The 18,458-nt window shown below is 51.4% G+C and carries 21 protein-coding genes; 17 read left to right on the plus strand and 4 right to left on the minus strand.

Features of this window, described 5'->3' with window-relative positions; genetic code table 11:
* Positions 1–36 precede the first annotated feature (36 nt).
* The 3 genes from DXV75_RS02435 to DXV75_RS02445 all read left to right on the plus strand — a co-directional run bounded on the left by DXV75_RS02435 (position 37) and on the right by DXV75_RS02445 (position 1,858).
* A complete protein-coding gene (locus tag DXV75_RS02435) occupies positions 37–411 on the plus strand; it encodes a type IV pilin protein (protein WP_115591758.1) in 375 nt (124 codons plus the stop codon).
* Positions 412–679: 268 nt separating this feature from the next.
* Positions 680–1,513 (plus strand): ammonia-dependent NAD(+) synthetase, encoded by an 834-nt coding sequence (gene nadE / locus DXV75_RS02440; RefSeq protein ID WP_115591759.1) that lies wholly within the window; start codon positions 680–682, stop codon positions 1,511–1,513.
* A 6-nt stretch (positions 1,514–1,519) separates the two neighbouring features.
* Entirely contained in the window at positions 1,520–1,858 is a 339-nt protein-coding gene (locus DXV75_RS02445) for a P-II family nitrogen regulator (RefSeq protein ID WP_115591617.1), read from the plus strand.
* Positions 1,859–1,916: 58 nt separating this feature from the next.
* Here the strand turns inward: DXV75_RS02445 and DXV75_RS02450 are convergent, their stop codons facing one another.
* On the minus strand, positions 1,917–2,402 hold the full coding sequence (locus DXV75_RS02450) for an FKBP-type peptidyl-prolyl cis-trans isomerase (protein ID WP_115591618.1): 486 nt from the start codon (positions 2,400–2,402) through the stop codon (positions 1,917–1,919).
* Between the two features lie 54 nt (positions 2,403–2,456).
* On the minus strand, positions 2,457–3,452 hold the full coding sequence (gene ygfZ, locus DXV75_RS02455; protein ID WP_115591619.1) for a CAF17-like 4Fe-4S cluster assembly/insertion protein YgfZ: 996 nt from the start codon (positions 3,450–3,452) through the stop codon (positions 2,457–2,459).
* 184 nt (positions 3,453–3,636) lie between these two features.
* Between ygfZ and DXV75_RS02460 the strand changes: the two genes are divergently transcribed.
* From DXV75_RS02460 to DXV75_RS02470, 3 genes are all read left to right on the plus strand, one after another.
* A complete protein-coding gene (locus DXV75_RS02460) occupies positions 3,637–3,888 on the plus strand; it encodes an FAD assembly factor SdhE (RefSeq protein WP_115591620.1) in 252 nt (83 codons plus the stop codon).
* Positions 3,889–4,120: 232 nt separating this feature from the next.
* Positions 4,121–4,336, plus strand: a complete 216-nt coding sequence (locus tag DXV75_RS02465; RefSeq protein WP_147291786.1) for a hypothetical protein — start codon at positions 4,121–4,123, stop codon at positions 4,334–4,336.
* Positions 4,333–5,199, plus strand: coding sequence for a MaoC/PaaZ C-terminal domain-containing protein (locus DXV75_RS02470; protein ID WP_115591622.1), 867 nt, complete (start codon positions 4,333–4,335; stop codon positions 5,197–5,199). Before DXV75_RS02465 ends, DXV75_RS02470 begins: the two co-directional genes overlap by 4 nt.
* 29 nt (positions 5,200–5,228) lie before the next feature.
* Here DXV75_RS02470 and nadB read toward each other — a convergent pair whose 3' ends face one another.
* The gene (gene nadB, locus DXV75_RS02475; protein ID WP_115591623.1) at positions 5,229–6,893 is read right to left on the minus strand and encodes an L-aspartate oxidase; all 1,665 of its coding nucleotides are present in this window, start codon (positions 6,891–6,893) and stop codon (positions 5,229–5,231) included.
* Between the two features lie 201 nt (positions 6,894–7,094).
* Here nadB and rpoE point away from each other — a divergent pair, with 201 nt between their 5' ends.
* The 10 genes from rpoE (at position 7,095) to DXV75_RS02525 (ending at position 15,873) form a co-directional block, all read left to right on the plus strand.
* Positions 7,095–7,673 (plus strand): RNA polymerase sigma factor RpoE, encoded by a 579-nt coding sequence (gene rpoE, locus DXV75_RS02480; RefSeq protein WP_115591624.1) that lies wholly within the window; start codon positions 7,095–7,097, stop codon positions 7,671–7,673.
* A gap of 88 nt (positions 7,674–7,761) precedes the next feature.
* Positions 7,762–8,355, plus strand: coding sequence for a sigma-E factor negative regulatory protein (locus DXV75_RS02485; protein ID WP_115591625.1), 594 nt, complete (start codon positions 7,762–7,764; stop codon positions 8,353–8,355).
* A 5-nt stretch (positions 8,356–8,360) separates the two neighbouring features.
* Positions 8,361–9,464: a MucB/RseB C-terminal domain-containing protein gene (locus DXV75_RS02490; RefSeq protein WP_115591626.1), complete on the plus strand. Its 1,104-nt coding sequence runs from the start codon at positions 8,361–8,363 to the stop codon at positions 9,462–9,464.
* The gene (locus DXV75_RS02495; protein ID WP_115591627.1) at positions 9,461–9,931 is read left to right on the plus strand and encodes a SoxR reducing system RseC family protein; all 471 of its coding nucleotides are present in this window, start codon (positions 9,461–9,463) and stop codon (positions 9,929–9,931) included. Before DXV75_RS02490 ends, DXV75_RS02495 begins: the two co-directional genes overlap by 4 nt.
* Positions 9,932–10,121: 190 nt before the next feature.
* Positions 10,122–11,918, plus strand: a complete 1,797-nt coding sequence (gene lepA, locus DXV75_RS02500) for a translation elongation factor 4 (RefSeq protein ID WP_115591761.1) — start codon at positions 10,122–10,124, stop codon at positions 11,916–11,918.
* Positions 11,918–12,832 (plus strand): signal peptidase I, encoded by a 915-nt coding sequence (lepB, locus tag DXV75_RS02505; protein ID WP_115591628.1) that lies wholly within the window; start codon positions 11,918–11,920, stop codon positions 12,830–12,832. The genes lepA and lepB overlap by 1 nt, the downstream gene beginning before the upstream one ends.
* The gene (rnc, locus tag DXV75_RS02510) at positions 12,832–13,521 is read left to right on the plus strand and encodes a ribonuclease III (protein ID WP_115591629.1); all 690 of its coding nucleotides are present in this window, start codon (positions 12,832–12,834) and stop codon (positions 13,519–13,521) included. The genes lepB and rnc overlap by 1 nt, the downstream gene beginning before the upstream one ends.
* Positions 13,508–14,416 carry a GTPase Era gene (era, locus tag DXV75_RS02515; RefSeq protein WP_115591630.1) on the plus strand — a complete coding sequence of 303 codons (909 nt, stop codon included), beginning with the start codon at positions 13,508–13,510 and terminating at the stop codon, positions 14,414–14,416. Before rnc ends, era begins: the two co-directional genes overlap by 14 nt.
* 29 nt (positions 14,417–14,445) lie before the next feature.
* On the plus strand, positions 14,446–15,084 hold the full coding sequence (gene pdxH / locus DXV75_RS02520) for a pyridoxamine 5'-phosphate oxidase (RefSeq protein WP_115591631.1): 639 nt from the start codon (positions 14,446–14,448) through the stop codon (positions 15,082–15,084).
* Positions 15,085–15,105: 21 nt separating this feature from the next.
* Positions 15,106–15,873 carry a TatD family hydrolase gene (locus DXV75_RS02525; RefSeq protein WP_115591632.1) on the plus strand — a complete coding sequence of 256 codons (768 nt, stop codon included), beginning with the start codon at positions 15,106–15,108 and terminating at the stop codon, positions 15,871–15,873.
* On the opposite strand, the gene DXV75_RS02530 is transcribed toward DXV75_RS02525, so the two are convergent.
* Positions 15,843–16,526, minus strand: a complete 684-nt coding sequence (locus DXV75_RS02530) for an AhpA/YtjB family protein (RefSeq protein WP_181898327.1) — start codon at positions 16,524–16,526, stop codon at positions 15,843–15,845. The genes DXV75_RS02525 and DXV75_RS02530 overlap by 31 nt on opposite strands.
* Before the next feature lie 173 nt (positions 16,527–16,699).
* On the opposite strand from DXV75_RS02530, the gene serB reads away from it, so the two are divergent.
* Entirely contained in the window at positions 16,700–17,716 is a 1,017-nt protein-coding gene (serB, locus tag DXV75_RS02535; RefSeq protein WP_245953089.1) for a phosphoserine phosphatase SerB, read from the plus strand.
* Positions 17,717–18,458 lie beyond the last annotated feature (742 nt).

Consider the following 18,458-nt stretch of genomic DNA (forward strand, 5'->3'; position numbering starts at 1 on the left):
GTAAGGTGTAAGCTGGCCAAAGGTAAGGAATCCATCATGACTCAAAAAACACAGGGAATGACACTGCTGGAATTGCTCATTGCGGTTGCCATATGTGGGATCTTGTTCGGGGTTGCAGTACCTGCTTACCGGAGTCAGCTCCAATCGGGCCGTTTGCACGAAACCCAGTTAAAAATGATGGAGATATACGCTTCCCAGCAAAATTTCTATTTGCAAACGGGCCGGTACGCTGAAAAGTCAGCATTGCCCAGCGTACAGTTGCCCGGATTTCAGTGGAATCTGGAAAATTTGACCGAGCACAGTTTTACCCTCGTGGCGACTGGTGTTGCCGGAGCGGTTCCGGCCCATTGTACTCGCATTACAATGAATCATCAGGCGCAACGGAGTCCTGCCGATTGTTGGCCACGTTAAGGCGTTGCGTCAGGTTATGCAGGGCTGGAGAAGGAAAATTTTTGACTGATTACCTGTACTTACCCGGGCATTGGCCTAAACTTAGATGACTTAGTACCTTGTGTAAACTCATCCGGCTTCTTCCGGATTTACAATAATGCCTAGGGGGCAATCACGCCGCTCTCAGGTGCGCCTGTCGGGAATTTTCTTCCTCCTGCTGACAGGCCTTACTCGAATAGCGTAAACTCTGTTTAAATCAGGACGCCATCACTAACTATTGGACTTAATGATGCAGAAACAAGACGTTATTCAGGAGATGAAGGTTTTACCTTCCATTGATGTCGGGTATGAAGTGGCTCGCCGGGTCTCTTTTATAAAACAACAGCTCAAAGCTTCCGGGCTTAACGCTCTGGTCTTGGGCATCAGCGGAGGAATAGATTCCTGTACACTGGGTCGTCTGGCTCAGTTGGCTGTAGATGAACTCAATCAGGAGCATCATGAAAAGTATCGGTTTGTCGCTGTCAGATTACCCTTTGACGTGCAGGCAGATGAAGCGGATGCGCAAATGTCTGTAGATTTTATTCAGCCCAGTCAGTCGGTTACAGTGAATGTTAAGCCAGGAGCCGATGCCATTCATGAAGCAACCTGTGAGTCTCTTGCCGGAGCAGGGTTATTGCCGGACGACGCTGCGAAGCAGGATTTTGTCAAAGGCAATGTCAAGGCCCGAACCCGGATGGTGATTCAGTATGAAATCGCTGGCATGGTGGATGGTTTGGTATTGGGTACGGATCATTCAGCGGAGAACATCACCGGGTTTTATACCAAATATGGTGATGGAGCATGCGATTTGGCTCCCTTGTTTGGGTTGAGTAAGCGTCAGGTTCGCCAGGTGGCTGAGCATCTGGGAGCGCCTGCAAAAATTATTCACAAGGCCCCAACGGCTGATCTTGAAAGTCTTACGCCCCAGAAAGCTGATGAGCAGGCACTGGGTATGACTTACGACCAGATAGATGATTTTCTGGAAGGTAAGCCGGTACCGGCTGAAGTGGAAGAAAAGCTGCTGTACATTTATCAACGGACCCAGCATAAGCGGGTTCCCATTCCAACCATTTATGATGAGTAGCCTGCAATGAAGAAAGTAGAAGCCATTATTAAGCCATTCAAAATGGATGACGTACGCGAAGCCCTCGCTGAAGTGGGAATTGCGGGAATGACGGTTACGGAAGTGAAGGGCTTTGGGCGTCAGAAAGGTCACACCGAACTTTATCGTGGTGCTGAGTATCAGGTCGACTTCCTGCCGAAAATGAAAGTGGAAATGATTCTTGCGGATGATTTGGTCGAGCAGGCCGTTGAGGTCATCCAGAATTCAGCCAGAACTGGTAAAATTGGTGACGGTAAGATATTTGTTTACGATGTGGAAAGTGCTTATCGTATCCGCACCGGGGAGCAGGGCGAAGACGCCATTTAGTAGCTGACTTCAAGCACACGGGCTGAACGGCAGTGCCGTTCAGCCCGTGCAGGTCACATTAGTGATGGTGACCGCATCCGTCAGCTCCGTGGGCGTGTCCGTGAGCAAGTTCATCGGCAGTGGGTTCGCGAACATTGACGATTTCCACCTCAAAGGTGAGTGGCAGCCCTGCCAGTGGGTGGTTGCCGTCTACCACCACTTCTTCATCGGTAGTATCAATAATCATCACAGATTGCTCACCCTGCTCGGTGGTAGCACGGAATGACATGCCGACTTCTACTTCCATTCCCTCGAACATGGATTTGGGCACCGCCTGAACCAGTTGATCAACTCGTTCTCCATAGGCTTTTTCCGGTGCAACCGTGACGCTGAACGATTCGCCGTTTTGCTTGCCCTGCAGTGCTTCTTCCAGCCCTTCAATCAAAAATCGGCGGCCCAGCAATACGGTCATTGGGTCTTTGCCAAATGACGAATCAAGTTCGGTGCCATCTTCAGAGGACACTTTATAGTGCAGTGTTACCACACTGTTCGGGGTAATGGTCATAGTAAATCCTAATTTTTTTCGCCTTTTGGCGCGTAATTCATCGGGTTGAGGTTTTCAGGAACCGGCAGATTTTGGTGCTTTTGGCTCGTCAATGGAATAGGGCAAAGCCACCTTTTCAAGTGTTACATCTGGTAACTGTGCGAGCCGAAAGCAAGTTGTTTCCTCTGCCTCCAGGGGCAAAACTGCCAGCAACCAGCTTTCCGCTCCCAGTTCAGCACTTCTGATCACGGTTCCTGCGCGGCGCCAGTTTTCACCCAGTTGCATTTCTACCATATCACCCGGGCTGATATTTGTCGCCTGGGAGAGTCTGAAGATCCTGGCTGCACGTTTGTTTTTCCCCAGGTATCGGGTTCGGGCGACAACTTCCTGCCCCATATAGCAACCTTTGTTGAAATCGATGCCATTAAGGGCCTGAACATTCATCATCTGCGGGACAAATTCATTGATATTGGGGCCGCTAACCAAGGGAATTCCTGCCTGAATTGACAAGGCCTCAAAAACTTCAGAAGGGAACAGTTCCAGGCTGTTTACTAAACAATATTCATCGAATGCTTTTTTTCCATCGGGATTGAGGAGAAGCAGCCAGTGTGAATCAGCCATTTCCAGCTTCACCGCCAGTCCCAATGCACCTTGCACCAGCGCTAAAGGTGTTTGGGGCAGGGAACCGAATGAATTTTTAATGAATTCTGAAGCAAGAGGACCAGAAACACAGTATTGCGCCCAGTGTGTGCTTTCGTCAGTGATTTCCACCCGGGAAAACACACCGTATTTTTTAAACTGAGCGAGTGAGTGCGGCAAAGCATCGCCATTGATGGAGAGCAACAGCGCGCCTTCATGACGGCAAGCCACGGAGAGTGACCAGGTTTTGCCTTTGAAATCACAATGTGCAGCACGACGGGCCTGGTTATCCGGCAGAGCTTTGATGTTGATGGTCAGCTGACCGTGCAGAAATTCATCCTGCTGTTCGCCTTCCAACTTGATAACGCCATAGTGATCGAGTTCAATCACCAGATTGTCTGGTAACCGGTCCAGTCCCGCAGGCAGTGGCATAGGTTGTTCTCCGAATTAAGCCAATGTCCGATAACATGGGGGAAGATTGGCAGGATGCAAGGTCAGGCTGAGAATTATGTTTCTCTTCCGGTTATTAAGGGCGCGAGTCTGTAAAAAAGGGCAGTGATCCAACGATTGCCCCCGTGGTATAGTGCCGCTATAAAAAAACTGGATGTGATGAATCATGTTTTCACCAAAAAGATTAGCCCGTTTAAAGTGGGCGTGCCGCCGGGGTATGCTTGAACTTGATGTGCTGTTTATGCCTTTTGTGGATGAGGCGTTTGAGCAACTTGACGATGAACAGCAGGAAACTTTTGAACGTCTGCTGACCTGTGACGATCCGGATCTGTTTGCCTGGTTCATGGGGCATCAGAAATGCGAAGATCCCGAGCTGGCAGAGATGGTCGCGATCATTCTAAATCGTGTCAAAGTATAGGATTGTCTATACTCCCTCAGCATGGCGGAAATGGACATTCCTGATCCCACCGTTACTTTTGGCAATAAACTTTCCCTTATACCTCTATACCGTTTGGACCTGGCTGGACCCCTGGTGTTACTTTGCGATGGTATTGGGGCTTGCCGTGGCGCTTGGAATTTGGCAAGGTGTGTCAGCCAGTCCCAGCTCAATGGTCTTCAGGCTAGCTGAAAATGGTGCATGGCAAACGTTGATGATCGATAACAAGCCAGTAGAAATGCCTGGTGGTTGTCTTCATAAAAATTGCCGGGTGACACCTCTGGCATTGCATATGGTGGTTTATCAGCCCACTGTTGGAGTTAAATCCTGGTGGCTCCTCAAAGGGGAATGCAGTGAAGCGGACTACCGAAGAGTCGCCCGAATCATATATGGCCTGCAGGGCTTACCGGAACAGGAAATGTTTCTATGATAGCTCTTTATCTGCGCAGTCTTTTTCAACGCGGGAACCCGCAGCAGTTGAATCAGTTCAAACCGCCTCCGATTCCTGAACAAAAATTCAGTGCGGAAGTGACGCCGGACTCTGAGCATTATCAGCGGTACTGTGAAATGGTCGGCTGGTCTTCTGAAAAACACACTCACCCGTGTTATTTTCAGATGCGAGCCATGGCTTTGCAGATCCAGTGCCTGACTGCACCGAACAGTCCGTTTCCGGTCATGGGGCTGGTGCACAGGGCCAATCGTATCCGCCAATGGCGAGCCTGCCAGTTTGAGGAAGCAGTCAGACTAACCGCCTATTATCGTTCGGTGGTGCCTCATGCCAGAGGCTGGGACATTGAAGTTGTCGTCAGCGGTGAACAGAGCGGAAATACAGTTTATGAAGCGTCCGGAATATATCTGGTGCGAACTCCGGCACCACATGTCGCTCCCAAAGTGAAGGGCGCCACACACCAGTCAGACGCGTTTGCCGATTATTCAACCGTGGCAGAAATTGATGCCAGTCAGGATCTCGGTCGCCGTTATGCTGCAGTATCCGGTGACTTCAACCCTATACATCTGAGCCGTATCAGTGCAAAAATGTTTGGCTTTAAGCGTGCCATTGCCCATGGTATGTGGAGTCTGGCCCGATGCTACTCGGCGCTGGATTCTGCCATGTCAGTTGCTCACCGAAATGTTGCACTGGACTGTGAATTTCGCCGGCCATTATTTCTGCCGGCAAGCTGTAAGCTGTTGCGGGATAAGTCGCAGGTAGCGTTACCGTTACATTTTGCACTGACGGATTCCAAGCGCGTAACAACTCATCTGGTGGGGTCGCTTTCCCATTTCGATCGTTGATGACGATTGCCGGAACAGTTCCGGTTATCTCAGGTTGATAACGATCCCGGAGCTATCCGGGCCCTTCTTCTATCTGGAGTGAGTATTGTGGGTTCAGCCGAATCCAGGGTGTCAGGGTAATCGAGGTTGAAATGCAGGCCCCGGCTCTCTTTTCTGTTCATTGCGCACCGAACGATCAATTCGGCGACAGTCACCAGATTCCGAAGCTCCAGCAAATTGTTGCTAACCTTGAAGTGGGCGTAATATTCCTGTATTTCCTGCTCCAGAAGCTGGATCCTGCGCATGGCGCGTTCCAGGCGTTTGTTGGTTCGCACTATGCCAACGTAATCCCACATAAACAGCCTCAATTCATGCCAGTTGTGCTGGATAATGACTTCTTCATCTGAGTTACTGACCTGGGTTTCATCCCACGGAGCAATGGGTTCCTCTTGGCCGGAAGTGCTGAGTTGAGGGATAATATGCTCCGCCGCCGCAGAGGCAAATACCACACATTCCAGCAGGGAGTTTGAGGCCATTCTGTTGGCACCGTGCAGGCCGGTGTATGCCACTTCTCCGATGGCGTATACGTTATTGAGATCGGTCCTTGCATTGAAGTCGGTCATCACCCCACCGCAACTGTAATGGGCGGCAGGGACGACCGGGATAGGCTGGCGGGTAATGTCGATCCCCAGCGCCCGGCAACGCCGATAGATATTGGGAAAGTGTTTTACGATAAAATCCGCAGGCTTGTGGCTGATGTCCAGATACATGCAATCTGCGCCCATGCGCTTCATTTCATAGTCGATGGCCCGCGCAACAATATCCCGGGGAGCCAGTTCACCTCGCTCGTCAAATTTGTGCATAAAGCGGGAACCGTCGGCATGACACAAATGGGCGCCTTCACCGCGCAAGGCTTCAGTGATTAGAAAATTGCGCGCCTGTGGGTGATACAGGCAAGTAGGGTGGAACTGGTTGAATTCCATATTCGCAACCCGGCAGCCCGCCCGCCATGCCATAGCAATTCCATCACCGCTGGATACGTCCGGATTGGAGGTGTACTGGTAGACCTTGCTGCCGCCCCCGGTCGCCAGCGCGATAAAACGGGCGCGGATCACCTCAACCTGTTCCCTCTGCCGGTTCCAGACATACGCACCTGTACAGCTGCCGGGGTTTTCCTTGGAAGCAATTAAATCAATGGCGTTGTAGCGTTCAAAAAAGTGAATGTTGGGGTGGACAGACACCACATCGTTCAGGGTAATCTGCAATGCCTCACCGGTCGCATCGGCGGCATGGAGAATGCGTCTGTGACTGTGGCCGCCTTCCCGAGTAAGGTGGAAACGCTGTTCCCCTTGAGCGTCGGTTTCGGTATCAAAGGGCACCCCATAACCGATAAGCCAGTTGAGGGCGTCTTTGGCCCGCTCGGCGGTGAACCGAACGGCGGCTTCATCACACAGGCCTGCACCGGCATTGAGCGTGTCGCTGACATGGGCATCTACGGAGTCCTGCTCATCAAAGACGGCGGCAATACCCCCCTGCGCGTAGCGGGTAGACCCTTCATTGCGATCACTTTTGCTGAGAACTATAACCTGGCAATGATCGGCCAGTTTGAGCGCCAGACTGAGCCCGGCGGCACCACTGCCGATAATCAGTACATCACAACGGTGCTCAATGGCAGACGCTGCCCTGGAAGATAGTGAAGAAGCCACTGATTTCATGTATTGTTTAGCGATTACAGTTTTAGCTAAGGTTCGGCAAGTCTAAAGGATGGCCGCCAAAACACAATGGGCAAAATTGCATTCCGAGAGTGAATTTACCTATATATGCCAATTTGTTGCGAACTTTTTAGCAGTCACACAGTCTATCTCGTTGCTTGCATGAGCTATTGAGAAGTAGGCAGTAGAGGAGAAATGGCTCGAATGAGCGAGCAGATTACCGATCAGCAGTTAGTGGAACGAGTTCAGTGTGGTGACAAGAATGCCTTCAACCTGCTGGTAACCCGTTATCAACACAAAGTCATGAATTTGGTATCCCGGTATGTGAAAAATACCGGTGATGTTGCGGATGTTACTCAGGATGCCTTCATCAAAGCGTATCGTGCGTTACCCAATTTTCGGGGCGACAGCGCGTTTTATACCTGGCTGTACCGAATCGCAGTAAACAGTGCAAAGAACTATCTGGTTGCCCAGGGGCGTAAGCCTCCGGCTACAGATGTTGACGCGCAGGAGGCTGATTTCTATGAAGGCAGTGATGCGCTCAAGGAACACTCCACGCCAGAGCGCAGCTTGTTGTCTGAAGAGATCGAAGCCACCTTGTTTCGGGTGGTGGAAAAGTTGCCGGATGATTTGAGAATGGCAATTACATTGAGGGAAATTGAAGGCCTGAGTTATGAGGAAATTGCCAGTGTAATGGATTGCCCGGTAGGGACGGTGCGTTCACGGATTTTCCGTGCCCGTGAAGCAATCGACAAGGTTATACAGCCATTGTTGGAAAGTTGATCAAAAAAATCTGGAACTTTTTGCAGATGAAGAACCCTAACAGGCTGTGTTAAGGTGGTAAATGATCGAAGGATCAGGAAAAAGGTTTATGACGCAACAGCAAGAAAAACTGTCTGCTTTTATGGACGGCGAGACAGATGGCAGTGACATCATTGATGCAATCAAAGAGGACGCTCTGCTTAAGGCCAAGTGGCACCGTTATCATGTCATTCGTAATGGCCTGCGTGGTGAGGCGTCTGTTTTACCCGAGTTGGACATTACTGCCAGTGTAGCTGCAGCGCTGGCTGATGAACCTACGGTTATGGCGCCCAGGAAATCCGGCTGGAAAGCCGTACCTGTAGTGAGCAATATTGTTCCGTTTTTCAAACAGTCTGGCCAGTTTGCCATGGCAGCCTCAGTTGCCGCAGCAGTTATTCTGGGGGTTCAGCAATACAATCATCAGCCAACCCCGGAAGAGCCGTTTTTGACTGCACCTACTGTCGTTGGACCGCAGGGGGGCCTGGCTCCGGTAAGTTTGGAGCAAACCAGGGCGTTGCCACGCAATGACATGGCTTTGTTGTTGGAGAAAAAACGCAAAATCAATGCATTGATAGCGGACCATGAACAGCAGGTTCAACTGAAGCAGGCGGAAGAACAGAGTGCCGCTGCGGAAGAACATCAGCAGCAGGACCAACCCAAGTAGTCTTAATGAATATACCACTTTGTTTTTGTGTACCAGCCCTCAACCGGCTGGTACATGTGTTTTTGCGTGGCAGTAAATTCTTTGCCGCCAGTTTTTTGGCCTTGTCACTGCCCATTGGTGCTCAGACAGCGGACTACCCCGATTCTGTTGTCAGTGAATCTCAGGCTGCACCGGTAGAACCTTTTACCGAAGAGGGAGTGGCCAGCCGTCCGGTTATGACCGCCCGTGACTGGCTGCTCAGGCTTACCCATGCCACCCGGCAACTCAATTTTCAGGCCACCCTGGTTCAAAGTCGCGCCGGACAGGAAACCATTCCTTTTTTGTGGCGTCACGGAGTGATGGAAGAAGGGCTAACCATGGAGCAATTGAGCTTACAGAACGGGCCCGGCCGTGAGCTGATTCGGGTCGGGAATGTTGTGAGCGTGTTTGAACCGGATGTCCCGCCTTATAGTCTGCACTCACCGGTAATCAATGGCCCAATTCCCAGCGAGCTTCTGTACGCACCGGATTCCCTGCGAACCGGATACGAGTTTGTGCTGGTGGGTAGGGCCCGGATTGCAGGCCGTCCGGCCCAGCAATTGCGAATAGTCAGTCGTGACAACAGTCGTTTCAGCTATCAGCTGTGGCTGGACGAAGCCACCGGTATGCCACTCAAGCTCAATATGCTTGACCTTCAGGGCAGCCTGCTGGAACAGATTCAAATTACCTCCCTGTCAATACAGGAAGAACCGCCGGCCTATTTTACCAGTGTAAACCAGGCGTCTTTACCCAGACCGATGGCGATTGTGCCTAAACAACCCCGTCAGCATCAGTGGGAGGTGGATTATTTACCCAGCGGTATGACAGAAGTGCGGCGGGATATACGCCGACTGGCTTTGACTGGTCAGGTCGTGGAGTACAAGATGTTCAGTGATGGGCTGGTTGATGTGTCGGTTTACGTTCAGTCTGCGGCAGAGGCGCTGGGCAGCGATTTGGTGTTGCGACACGAACTGAACACCTTTTTGACTCTGACTGATGGTCAGGCACAGGTAACGGTAGTGGGTGAAATACCACTGAAAACTGCCAATGCCATCGCTACTTCATTGCGCCTTAAAGGGGAAGGGGAATGATCACCGAGTCAGCCCGGGTCGTCGCCGTCAGTGGCGACAGGGTAACGGTTGAGGCTGCCATTAAAACCACCTGCAGTTCCTGTCAGGCGCAGAGTGATTGCGGTAGCGGGGTTATCTCCCGGGCACTGGCTCCCAAAGTTCAACAGTTGACTGTGTCCACACCGGTTCCGGTCAAAGTTGGAGATATGGTTCAAATTGGGTTACCTGAGGCTGGGCTGGTTTCGGCTTCCGCATGGTTATACCTTGTGCCGCTGATGATTTTTCTCTTCAGTGCAATGATTTTGAACAGTTGGCTTCCTACGCTGGGACTGTCGAGTGAGCTGTGGGTGTTATTGGGCAGCGCGCTTGTTACCCTTGCTGGGTTCGTACTTATTTCAGGTCACCTGAAAAAACTGGACAAAAGTCGCTTCCAGCCAGTATTGCTTAACACTTCAGTCTCAAACGCAGCTTCAGACCTGACGCGGTAATCACCCAGGTTTCCAGAATCTGGTTGCCGGGGTGCAAGTCCATTCGCTTTTCGGGCAATAAATAGGTAAAATCCGCACGCTTTGCCGCCCAAATATGGCCCGCAACGTGCCGGCAATCCGGCGACAGGCTCTGTCCTTGCCCGAGCAAGGTAATATTAATTGACTTTCTTTGCAGGTTATTTCCAGCATTATGCAACAATCGCACATTCGTAACTTCAGTATTATCGCCCACATTGATCATGGAAAATCTACTCTGTCCGACCGCCTGATTCAGCATTGTGGTGGGCTCTCAGAGCGTGAAATGGCGGAGCAGGTGCTGGATTCCATGGATCTGGAAAGAGAGCGTGGGATCACCATTAAAGCACAGAGTGTAACGTTAAATTACAACGCAAAAAATGGTGAGACCTACCAGCTGAATTTTATCGATACTCCCGGACATGTGGATTTCACCTACGAAGTTTCCCGCTCGCTGGCCGCCTGTGAAGGTGCCTTGCTGGTAGTGGACGCAGGCCAGGGTGTAGAGGCCCAGACTCTTGCAAACTGTTACACCGCCATTGATATGGAAATGGAAGTGGTGCCGGTACTGAACAAAATCGACCTGCCACAGGCTGAGCCAGAACGTGTTGCCGAAGAAATTGAAGATATCGTGGGCATTGACGCTATTGACGCAGTGCGCTGCTCGGCCAAAACCGGTGTGGGCATTGAAGACGTGCTGGAAGTGATTGTTAATCAGATCCCTCCTCCCCAGGGAGATCGCGAGGCTCCTTTGCGCGCGCTGATTGTTGATTCCTGGTTTGATAATTATCAGGGCGTAGTGTCACTGGTGCGTATCATGGAAGGCCAGTTGAACGTTAAAGATCGTATCCAAATCATGTCCAACGGTCAGGTTCACCAGGCTGATAAAGTGGGGGTATTTACTCCCAAAGCGCTGGAAACCGGTGTACTGCGGGCCGGTGAAGTGGGTTTCATCATAGCCGGCATTAAAGAAATTCATGGGGCACCGGTGGGAGACACCATTACGTTGGCCAAGCAGCCGGCCACAACGCCATTACCGGGTTTCAAGAAAGTAAAGCCGCAGGTTTATGCTGGTGTATTCCCAATCAGTTCCGACGATTACGAGGATTTCCGTGACGCGCTGGCCAAACTGAGCCTGAATGACGCTTCACTGTTTTATGAGCCGGAAAGCTCAGCAGCACTGGGTTTCGGTTTCCGTATTGGTTTCCTTGGTATGCTGCACATGGAAATTATCCAGGAGCGTCTGGAGCGTGAATACGACCTCGACCTTATCACCACTGCACCTACCGTGGTTTATCAGGTACTCACCACCAAGGGTGAAACTGTTGAGGTGGATAACCCCTCAAAACTGCCGGCAGTGAACGACATTGCCGAGATTCGTGAGCCAATGGTGGAAGCCAATATTCTGGTACCACAGGATTATCTTGGAAATGTGATCACATTGTGTGTTGAAAAGCGCGGTGTGCAGACCAACATGGCGTATCACGGCAAGCAGGTGGCGCTGACCTATGAACTGCCGATGGCGGAAGTGGTGCTTGATTTCTTCGATCGCCTTAAGTCGACCAGCCGCGGATTTGCGTCACTGGACTACAACTTCAAGTGCTTCCAAACCTCCGACATGGTGCGGGTAGACATTCTGATTAATGGTGAACGGGTTGACGCGTTGGCGGTGATAACTCACCGGGAGAATTCCCAGTCACGGGGCCGTGATCTGGTCGACAAACTGCGTGAACTGATTCCTCGCCAGATGTTTGATATCGCTATCCAGGCGGCAATCGGAAACCATGTGATTGCCCGCAGTACGGTGAAACAGCTGCGTAAGAACGTTATCGCAAAATGTTATGGTGGTGACGTCAGTCGTAAGAAAAAATTGCTACAGAAGCAAAAGGAAGGAAAGAAACGTATGAAGCAGGTTGGTAATGTTGAACTACCTCAGGATGCGTTCCTGGCAGTACTCAAGGTGAGTAAGTAATGGCTAACTATTTTTCTATACTGCTGGTGGTGCTGACGCTGGCAACCGGTTTGATCTGGCTGCTGGATTCTCTCTATTTCGCGCCTAAGCGCCGTGCGAAAGTGGCTCAGGCTATCGGTTCCGGAAGCAGCAGTTCAGCCATCGACCCTCCCGCCGAGTTGCCTTATCTGGTCGACACGGCCCAGCAGATTTTTCCGGTCATCGCGTTTGTTCTGGTATTACGTTCATTTTTATACGAACCGTTCCAGATCCCTTCTGGCTCAATGATGCCTACGCTGTTGGTAGGGGATTTTATTCTGGTTGAGAAATTTGCCTATGGGATTAAAGACCCGGTATTCAGAAGTAAAATGATAGAGACCGGTGAACCACAGCGGGGCGATGTAGTGGTATTCAAGTACCCGGAGGACACCAATATTGACTACATTAAACGTGTGGTAGGGTTACCGGGTGACACCGTGATTTATCAGAATAAGCAGATTTACATCAAGCCAAAATGCCAGGGCCTGCAGCAATCCGAATGCCCCAAGCTAACACCGGTACCGGCAGAATTTCAGGCCCGGGGTGAGTTTGTTCAGGATATGGCGCCGCTGTTGCGCTACACCGAAAAGCTGGGTGATGTGAGCCATGACATTTTGCGTCACCCAATGCGTGACGTCCATCCGTCCAATTACTACACTCAGCCGGGGACCCGCAGCAATGAATGGGTGGTCCCCGAAGGGCAATATTTTGTCCTGGGCGACAATCGTGATAACAGCCGTGACAGCCGTTTCTGGGGCTTTGTACCCGATGATAATCTGGTAGGAAAAGCCGTCGCTATCTGGATCAGCTTTGAATTTGAGCGGGGGCCGGACAGCTGGCTTCCATCCTGGGTGCCAACAGGCGTGCGCTTCAGTCGTGTGGGTGGCATTCATTAATGAATGGTATCGACAGGTATGCTCAACTGCATAAGGTGTTGGGCTACGCATTCAAGAATGATCAATTGCTTCAACAGGCGCTGACGCATCGCAGTGCGGCGAAAAACCACAATGAACGACTGGAATTTCTCGGCGATGCTGTTCTGGGTATGGTCATCGCTGAAGCGCTCTACCAGCGCTTCCCGGATGTGCCAGAAGGCAAACTGACGCGTATGCGTTCCACCCTGGTGAAAGGGGATACGCTGGCGGAGCTTGCCAAGGAAGCCAGGGTCGGGGACCTACTGAAATTGGGTCCCGGGGAGCTGAAAAGCGGTGGGTTCCGGCGCAGTTCAATTCTGGCCGATGCGGTTGAAGCCATTCTTGGCGCGCTGTATCTTGAAGCGGGGCTGGACACGGTTCGTGGCGTTATCCTCTCATTGTGGAATGAGCGAATTCGCCGCCTTGATCCCAATGAGCATCCAAAAGACGCCAAGACCCGGTTACAGGAGTATCTTCAGTCCCGTAAGCTGCCGTTGCCCGTATATGAAGTGGTGAATATTTCCGGTAAGGATCACGCGCAGACATTTGAAGTGCAATGCAGCGCAGAGGGGCTGGAAAGCCCGGTTTGCGGGCAGGGCAACAGCCGCCGCAAAGCTGAGCAGCATGCGGCACAATTGACCTTGGAGAAACTAGAACATGCTCCCAAATGAGGTCGGAACCCACTGTGGTCTGGTTGCCATAGTCGGGCGCCCCAACGTGGGCAAATCCACACTATTGAATTGCCTTTTAGGGCAAAAAATCAGTATTACCTCGCGCAAACCACAAACCACCCGTCATCGTATTCTGGGTATTGACACCGAAGATGATCGTCAGGCCGTTTACGTGGATACCCCCGGTTTGCACCAGGACGAAAAGCGGGCCATTAACCGTTACATGAATCGGGCGGCGTCTTCCTCGTTGGCAGAAGTCGGATTGATACTGTTTGTGGTTGAAGGTACACGCTGGACCGAAGACGACGAAATGGTGCTGCGAAAGGTGAAGGGCGCGAATCTTCCCTGTTATCTGGTCATCAATAAGGTCGACAAGGTCAAAGAGAGAGAATCCCTTGTTGATCATTTGCAGGAGTTGTCGCAAAAGCATAACTTCGAGCAGATTGTGCCCATCAGTGCAAAGCAGGGCAAGCAGGTAGATGTATTGCGCAAGCTGGTTATGGACTCCTTGCCGGAAAGTGAATTTTACTTTCCTGAAGACTATGTTACCGATCGCTCTAGCCGCTTTATGGCTGCGGAAATCATTCGCGAGAAACTCATGCGCTTTACCGGCGATGAACTGCCATATTCGACCACCGTAGAAATTGAACAGTTCAAGCAAACCGAAAATGGCGTATTTCGAATCAACGCGCTGATTCTTGTTGAACGTGAATCGCAGAAACGGATGATCATCGGTAAGGGTGGTCAGCACTTGAAAACCATGGGGGAACAGGCCCGGCTGGATATGGAGCGGCTGTTTGACACCAAGGTTTTTCTGGAAATGTGGGTAAAAGTCAAACAGGGTTGGGCGGACGATGAGCGCGCGTTACGATCACTGGGCTACGGCGAAGACTGATTTTGTATTTGCCCGGCAAGGGAGACAACATGGCGATATCTGACATTCGGCGACAATATTCTCTGTCCAGCCTGAAAGAGGCCGATCTGACAGACCACCCCATTACGCTTTTCAGGCAATGGCTTGAAGATGCTATCAACACCGGAATACCAGACCCGACTGCCATGACTGTGGCTACAGTGGACACAGACGGCCAGCCTTCGCAGCGCATTGTGTTGCTTAAGGATGTGTCTGAGTCCGGATTTGTGTTTTACACCAATCTGGGCAGCCGTAAAGCCCGGGAACTCTCGGTTAACAATCGGATATCGTTACATTTCCCCTGGCATTTCATGGAGCGGCAGGTGCGGGTTTGTGGCAAGGCTCAGCGTTTGAGTGCAGCAGAGAATGCCCGTTATTTTCTGTCCCGCCCTAAAGACAGCCAGATTGCCGCATACGCGTCCAAACAAAGCCAGCCCATTTCTACCCGTGAATTGCTGATGACCCAGTTTCATCAGCTCAAGCAGAAATTCGCCAACCGGGAGTTACCGGTTCCGGATTTTTGGGGTGGGTATCGAGTCGTGCCCCATCAGATCGAATTCTGGCAGGGTGGAGAAGACCGCCTGCACGACCGCTTTGAATATAACCTTCAGGACAACGGCCTCTGGCAGGCACAACGGCTGATGCCGTGATCTCTTAAGGTTCAGACTTCTGTGATTGACAGTCATTGCCATCTGGATTTTCCTGATTTTGACAATGATCTGGACTCGGTGATCGCGGCCAGTCTGGCGCAGGGCGTCAAGCGATTCATGCTACCGGGCACCGAAGTCAGTCGCTGGCATCGCCAGTATTCTGTAGCCCAGCGCTATCCTGAAGTGGATTTGGCTTTGGGACTCCACCCCTATTTTCTGCATCTTCAGCCGAACGATGCCTTTGAGCAATTGCAACGGCAATTTGAGGCAGTGCAGCCCTCAGTGCTGGCAGTAGGTGAAATTGGCCTGGATGCAACGGTTAAAATGCCTGCAAGGGAACAGGAACACTGGCTTGAGCGCCAATTGTTGCTGGCTAAAGATTGTGGACTGCCGGTCATCCTTCATCACCGCAAAACCCAGGACAGATTACTTTCCATCATCCGCAAAACTGGTTTTGACCAAGGGGGAGTGGTGCATGCTTTTTCAGGCAGTGAGCAGGTTGCCAATGCATTTATTGAGAAAGGCTTTTTGCTCGGGATAGGTGGAACCATAACTTATGCGAGAGCCGCAAAAACAAGACACACTATAAGCCGGCTGGCGTTACAGCATCTGCTTTTGGAGACAGACGCGCCGGATATGCCAATGTGCGGCCGACAGGGGCAGCGCAACAGCCCTGAGTTTCTGAGTCAGGTGGTCAGTAGCCTCAGCCAGTTGAGCGGCGTGGAAGAGCAGGAAATCATCCGCCAAACCACTGACAATTACTGCCGCTTGTTCAGAGTTTTGCGGTAAAACGTTCGGGCAGATACACGGTTTGCCTTAAAACTCAGAGTGTGACGCATCTTGTAGAACCCCCGGGTCAGATATACACCCAGAATAAACGCGATTAGCGCCGCGACGGCGGTAATGCGGGTGCGTAGCTGCTCATAATGAATTGGTGGATCCAGCACTACACTGCTGTCGATTAGAATGCGTAAGTAGCCAATTACCTGGTCACTGCTGTTTTTAATGTCTGCAACGTGGGTGACCGGTGGTTTAGTGCTCAGGTAGGCCTCACTCACCATCGATACCGTGTTTTCTGCCGGAGCCAGCACGATACCTTGACTGTCATAGACCGTGGCCTCCTTAACACTGGCCTCCCGTGTCAGTATGGCAAGCAGGTTGTTCAGTGCAGGCAAATCCGAATTGGCAACACTGGGGGCTATGATACGGCTGTACTGACTGGCCAGGATCTGGCCGGTTTGCTTTGATTCAAATTCCAGCCAGTTGCTTTGTTGTTGCTGGTACATAAGCAACGCATACGCCATTAATACAGAGGTCAGGATTAGCACTACGGTGTGAAAGATGCGTTTTACCGCCCGGTAGCCACTGTGAGTGGCCGAGATCAAATTTCGTCGCTCGTCCGCACTGGCTTCCGCTGAACTGATGCCAGGGGCCTGCGTCATTGTCGTCGTGTCAGATTTACTGTGCACCATACTATACAGTGATAGGGATCAGGAATGCCTTGACTCTCTTCACCTTAAGTGAATTGGTGATTATTGCCAAGGGGTTATTTCCCAAGCGGAAAAGATTCGTTAGGATGGCGGGTAATTTTGATGTAAATGGAAACCAAATCGCTGTGACCAAGATTGATAGTGCTGCTCCCTCGTATCATAGTGCGTCTTTTTTATCCGGATTACTGCAACGTGAAGATGAATCCTTAAGCTTCACGGCGCAGGGCTGGATGGTTCAGCCCCGCGTTGAAGAAAAAGGCTCAATGCCTCGTATTGTGGTTGCGGCGCAGGCACTTACCCTGCATCAACTCGAGGGGATTTTCACTGCTCTGCAATCCTGGTGCGTGGCCGGTCCACTGGTTAAACATCCATTCAGCGAGAGATTTGGCGATACTGTGGTGAGCGCCCCGGTAAGGCAGACCCGAAAGGGCGGTTTGCAACAGGCGCTCGGAAGCGTAGCGGAAACCTATCACGCTGATATTGCAGTGGTGAATGATTCTCCTTTGCTAACAGAGCCGGGCCTGCTGGTTATGGACATGGATTCGACCGTGATCCAAATTGAATGCATTGACGAAATTGCCAAACTGGCCGGCCTGGGTGAGCAGGTTGCTGCGGTTACAGCGCAAGCCATGCGTGGAGAACTTGCGTTCAGCGAGAGTTTGATTTCCAGGGTGGCGTGTCTGAAAGGCGTACCTGTGGCCCAGCTTGAACAGATCCGTAACCAAATCCCATTGATGCCCGGTGTCGCCACGCTGATAGCTGTACTCAAACAGCACAACTGGCGGGTGGCCATCGCCTCAGGCGGTTTTACCTATTTTGCCGATTATCTGTGCCTGCGTCTCGGCCTGGATGAAGCCCGTTCCAATACTCTGGAAGTGCAGGATGGCAATCTGACCGGCCGGGTACTTGGAAACATTGTTGACGCTAAGGTTAAAGCTTTAACGGTGCAGGAATTACAGCAGAAATGGCAGATTGCTGATTCCCAGACTATTGCAATGGGCGATGGCGCGAACGATTTGCTGATGATGGAAACCGCCCGGCTTGGAGTGGCCTGTCACGCCAAACCCATAGTGAATGAAAAGGCCGATGTCGCCATTCGATATACAGGATTGCAGGGCTTGCTTTACTACCTCAACTGCTGACCGGCGAAGTCAGGCGTCTGCGCCGGTGATTTGTGGCAGTATTTCGGTGTCCGATGTACCCGCAAGTTTGCGATTGCGCTGAATGGTCTGGCTGTCGTAGCGGTAGCGCATGAGTACCTCATCCGTGATGTCCACCAGATGCGCACAGGCTGCAATGCTCCAGAGTTTTTCTTCCAGTTCTTTGGCCCTGTGAATGGCGTAAACGCTGACGTAATTGATTTCTGTCAGCAGCATTTCCAAATCGGGTTTTCCGGTTGTGGCCAGAACGACGTGCAAGGCAACAAAATTTCCCCGATGCAATGCCTCGCGGATAAAATTCTGTTTTAGGTCGTCAGAAAGAAAACGCTGGGTAAATCTTGGCATTATCGCCAGCCGGCTTTCTTTCTGTGAAGGGTCAAAGGCAATAAATACTTCACGGCGTACTACCTGGTGTTCCGTACGCACCTGTTTAACCCCTTGCTGAATAAAGGGCGCGTCCAGGTTACGGTCACGATACATAAATTCCAGGTTCATTCTGCCGGGTTCGGAAAAGTGGCTGAGCAACCGTCGCAGTCTCGTTTCATGCTGGCCGACAATGCCTCCCTGAGGCTCATAATGGCGGCCGGATTTGCTCATGGCGAACGCTACTGAAGGGGTATTGCGCGCATTGATACATCGCAAGGCGTGGCCCATACCCGGAATTTCCTCTTCATCGGGGTAAGGTTTCAATGCACCTCGATTCTGCTTGATAAGCGTTTCGAAG

Origin of the sequence: Alteromonas aestuariivivens, assembly GCF_003367475.1 — a bacterium.
GTDB classification, from domain to species: domain Bacteria; phylum Pseudomonadota; class Gammaproteobacteria; order Enterobacterales; family Alteromonadaceae; genus Alteromonas; species Alteromonas aestuariivivens.

Excerpts from the sequence above, each read along its gene's own strand:
- DXV75_RS02435 (WP_115591758.1), top strand. The coding sequence starts at position 37 with ATGACTCAAAAAACACAGGGAATGACACTGCTGGAATTGCTCATTGCG.
- nadE (WP_115591759.1), top strand. The coding sequence starts at position 680 with ATGCAGAAACAAGACGTTATTCAGGAGATGAAGGTTTTACCTTCCATT.
- DXV75_RS02445 (WP_115591617.1), top strand. The coding sequence starts at position 1,520 with ATGAAGAAAGTAGAAGCCATTATTAAGCCATTCAAAATGGATGACGTA.
- DXV75_RS02450 (WP_115591618.1), bottom strand. The coding sequence starts at position 2,402 with ATGACCATTACCCCGAACAGTGTGGTAACACTGCACTATAAAGTGTCC.
- ygfZ (WP_115591619.1), bottom strand. The coding sequence starts at position 3,452 with ATGCCACTGCCTGCGGGACTGGACCGGTTACCAGACAATCTGGTGATT.
- DXV75_RS02460 (WP_115591620.1), top strand. The coding sequence starts at position 3,637 with ATGTTTTCACCAAAAAGATTAGCCCGTTTAAAGTGGGCGTGCCGCCGG.
- DXV75_RS02465 (WP_147291786.1), top strand. The coding sequence starts at position 4,121 with ATGATCGATAACAAGCCAGTAGAAATGCCTGGTGGTTGTCTTCATAAA.
- DXV75_RS02470 (WP_115591622.1), top strand. The coding sequence starts at position 4,333 with ATGATAGCTCTTTATCTGCGCAGTCTTTTTCAACGCGGGAACCCGCAG.
- nadB (WP_115591623.1), bottom strand. The coding sequence starts at position 6,893 with ATGAAATCAGTGGCTTCTTCACTATCTTCCAGGGCAGCGTCTGCCATT.
- rpoE (WP_115591624.1), top strand. The coding sequence starts at position 7,095 with ATGAGCGAGCAGATTACCGATCAGCAGTTAGTGGAACGAGTTCAGTGT.
- DXV75_RS02485 (WP_115591625.1), top strand. The coding sequence starts at position 7,762 with ATGACGCAACAGCAAGAAAAACTGTCTGCTTTTATGGACGGCGAGACA.
- DXV75_RS02490 (WP_115591626.1), top strand. The coding sequence starts at position 8,361 with ATGAATATACCACTTTGTTTTTGTGTACCAGCCCTCAACCGGCTGGTA.
- DXV75_RS02495 (WP_115591627.1), top strand. The coding sequence starts at position 9,461 with ATGATCACCGAGTCAGCCCGGGTCGTCGCCGTCAGTGGCGACAGGGTA.
- lepA (WP_115591761.1), top strand. The coding sequence starts at position 10,122 with ATGCAACAATCGCACATTCGTAACTTCAGTATTATCGCCCACATTGAT.
- lepB (WP_115591628.1), top strand. The coding sequence starts at position 11,918 with ATGGCTAACTATTTTTCTATACTGCTGGTGGTGCTGACGCTGGCAACC.
- rnc (WP_115591629.1), top strand. The coding sequence starts at position 12,832 with ATGAATGGTATCGACAGGTATGCTCAACTGCATAAGGTGTTGGGCTAC.
- era (WP_115591630.1), top strand. The coding sequence starts at position 13,508 with ATGCTCCCAAATGAGGTCGGAACCCACTGTGGTCTGGTTGCCATAGTC.
- pdxH (WP_115591631.1), top strand. The coding sequence starts at position 14,446 with ATGGCGATATCTGACATTCGGCGACAATATTCTCTGTCCAGCCTGAAA.
- DXV75_RS02530 (WP_181898327.1), bottom strand. The coding sequence starts at position 16,526 with ATGACGCAGGCCCCTGGCATCAGTTCAGCGGAAGCCAGTGCGGACGAG.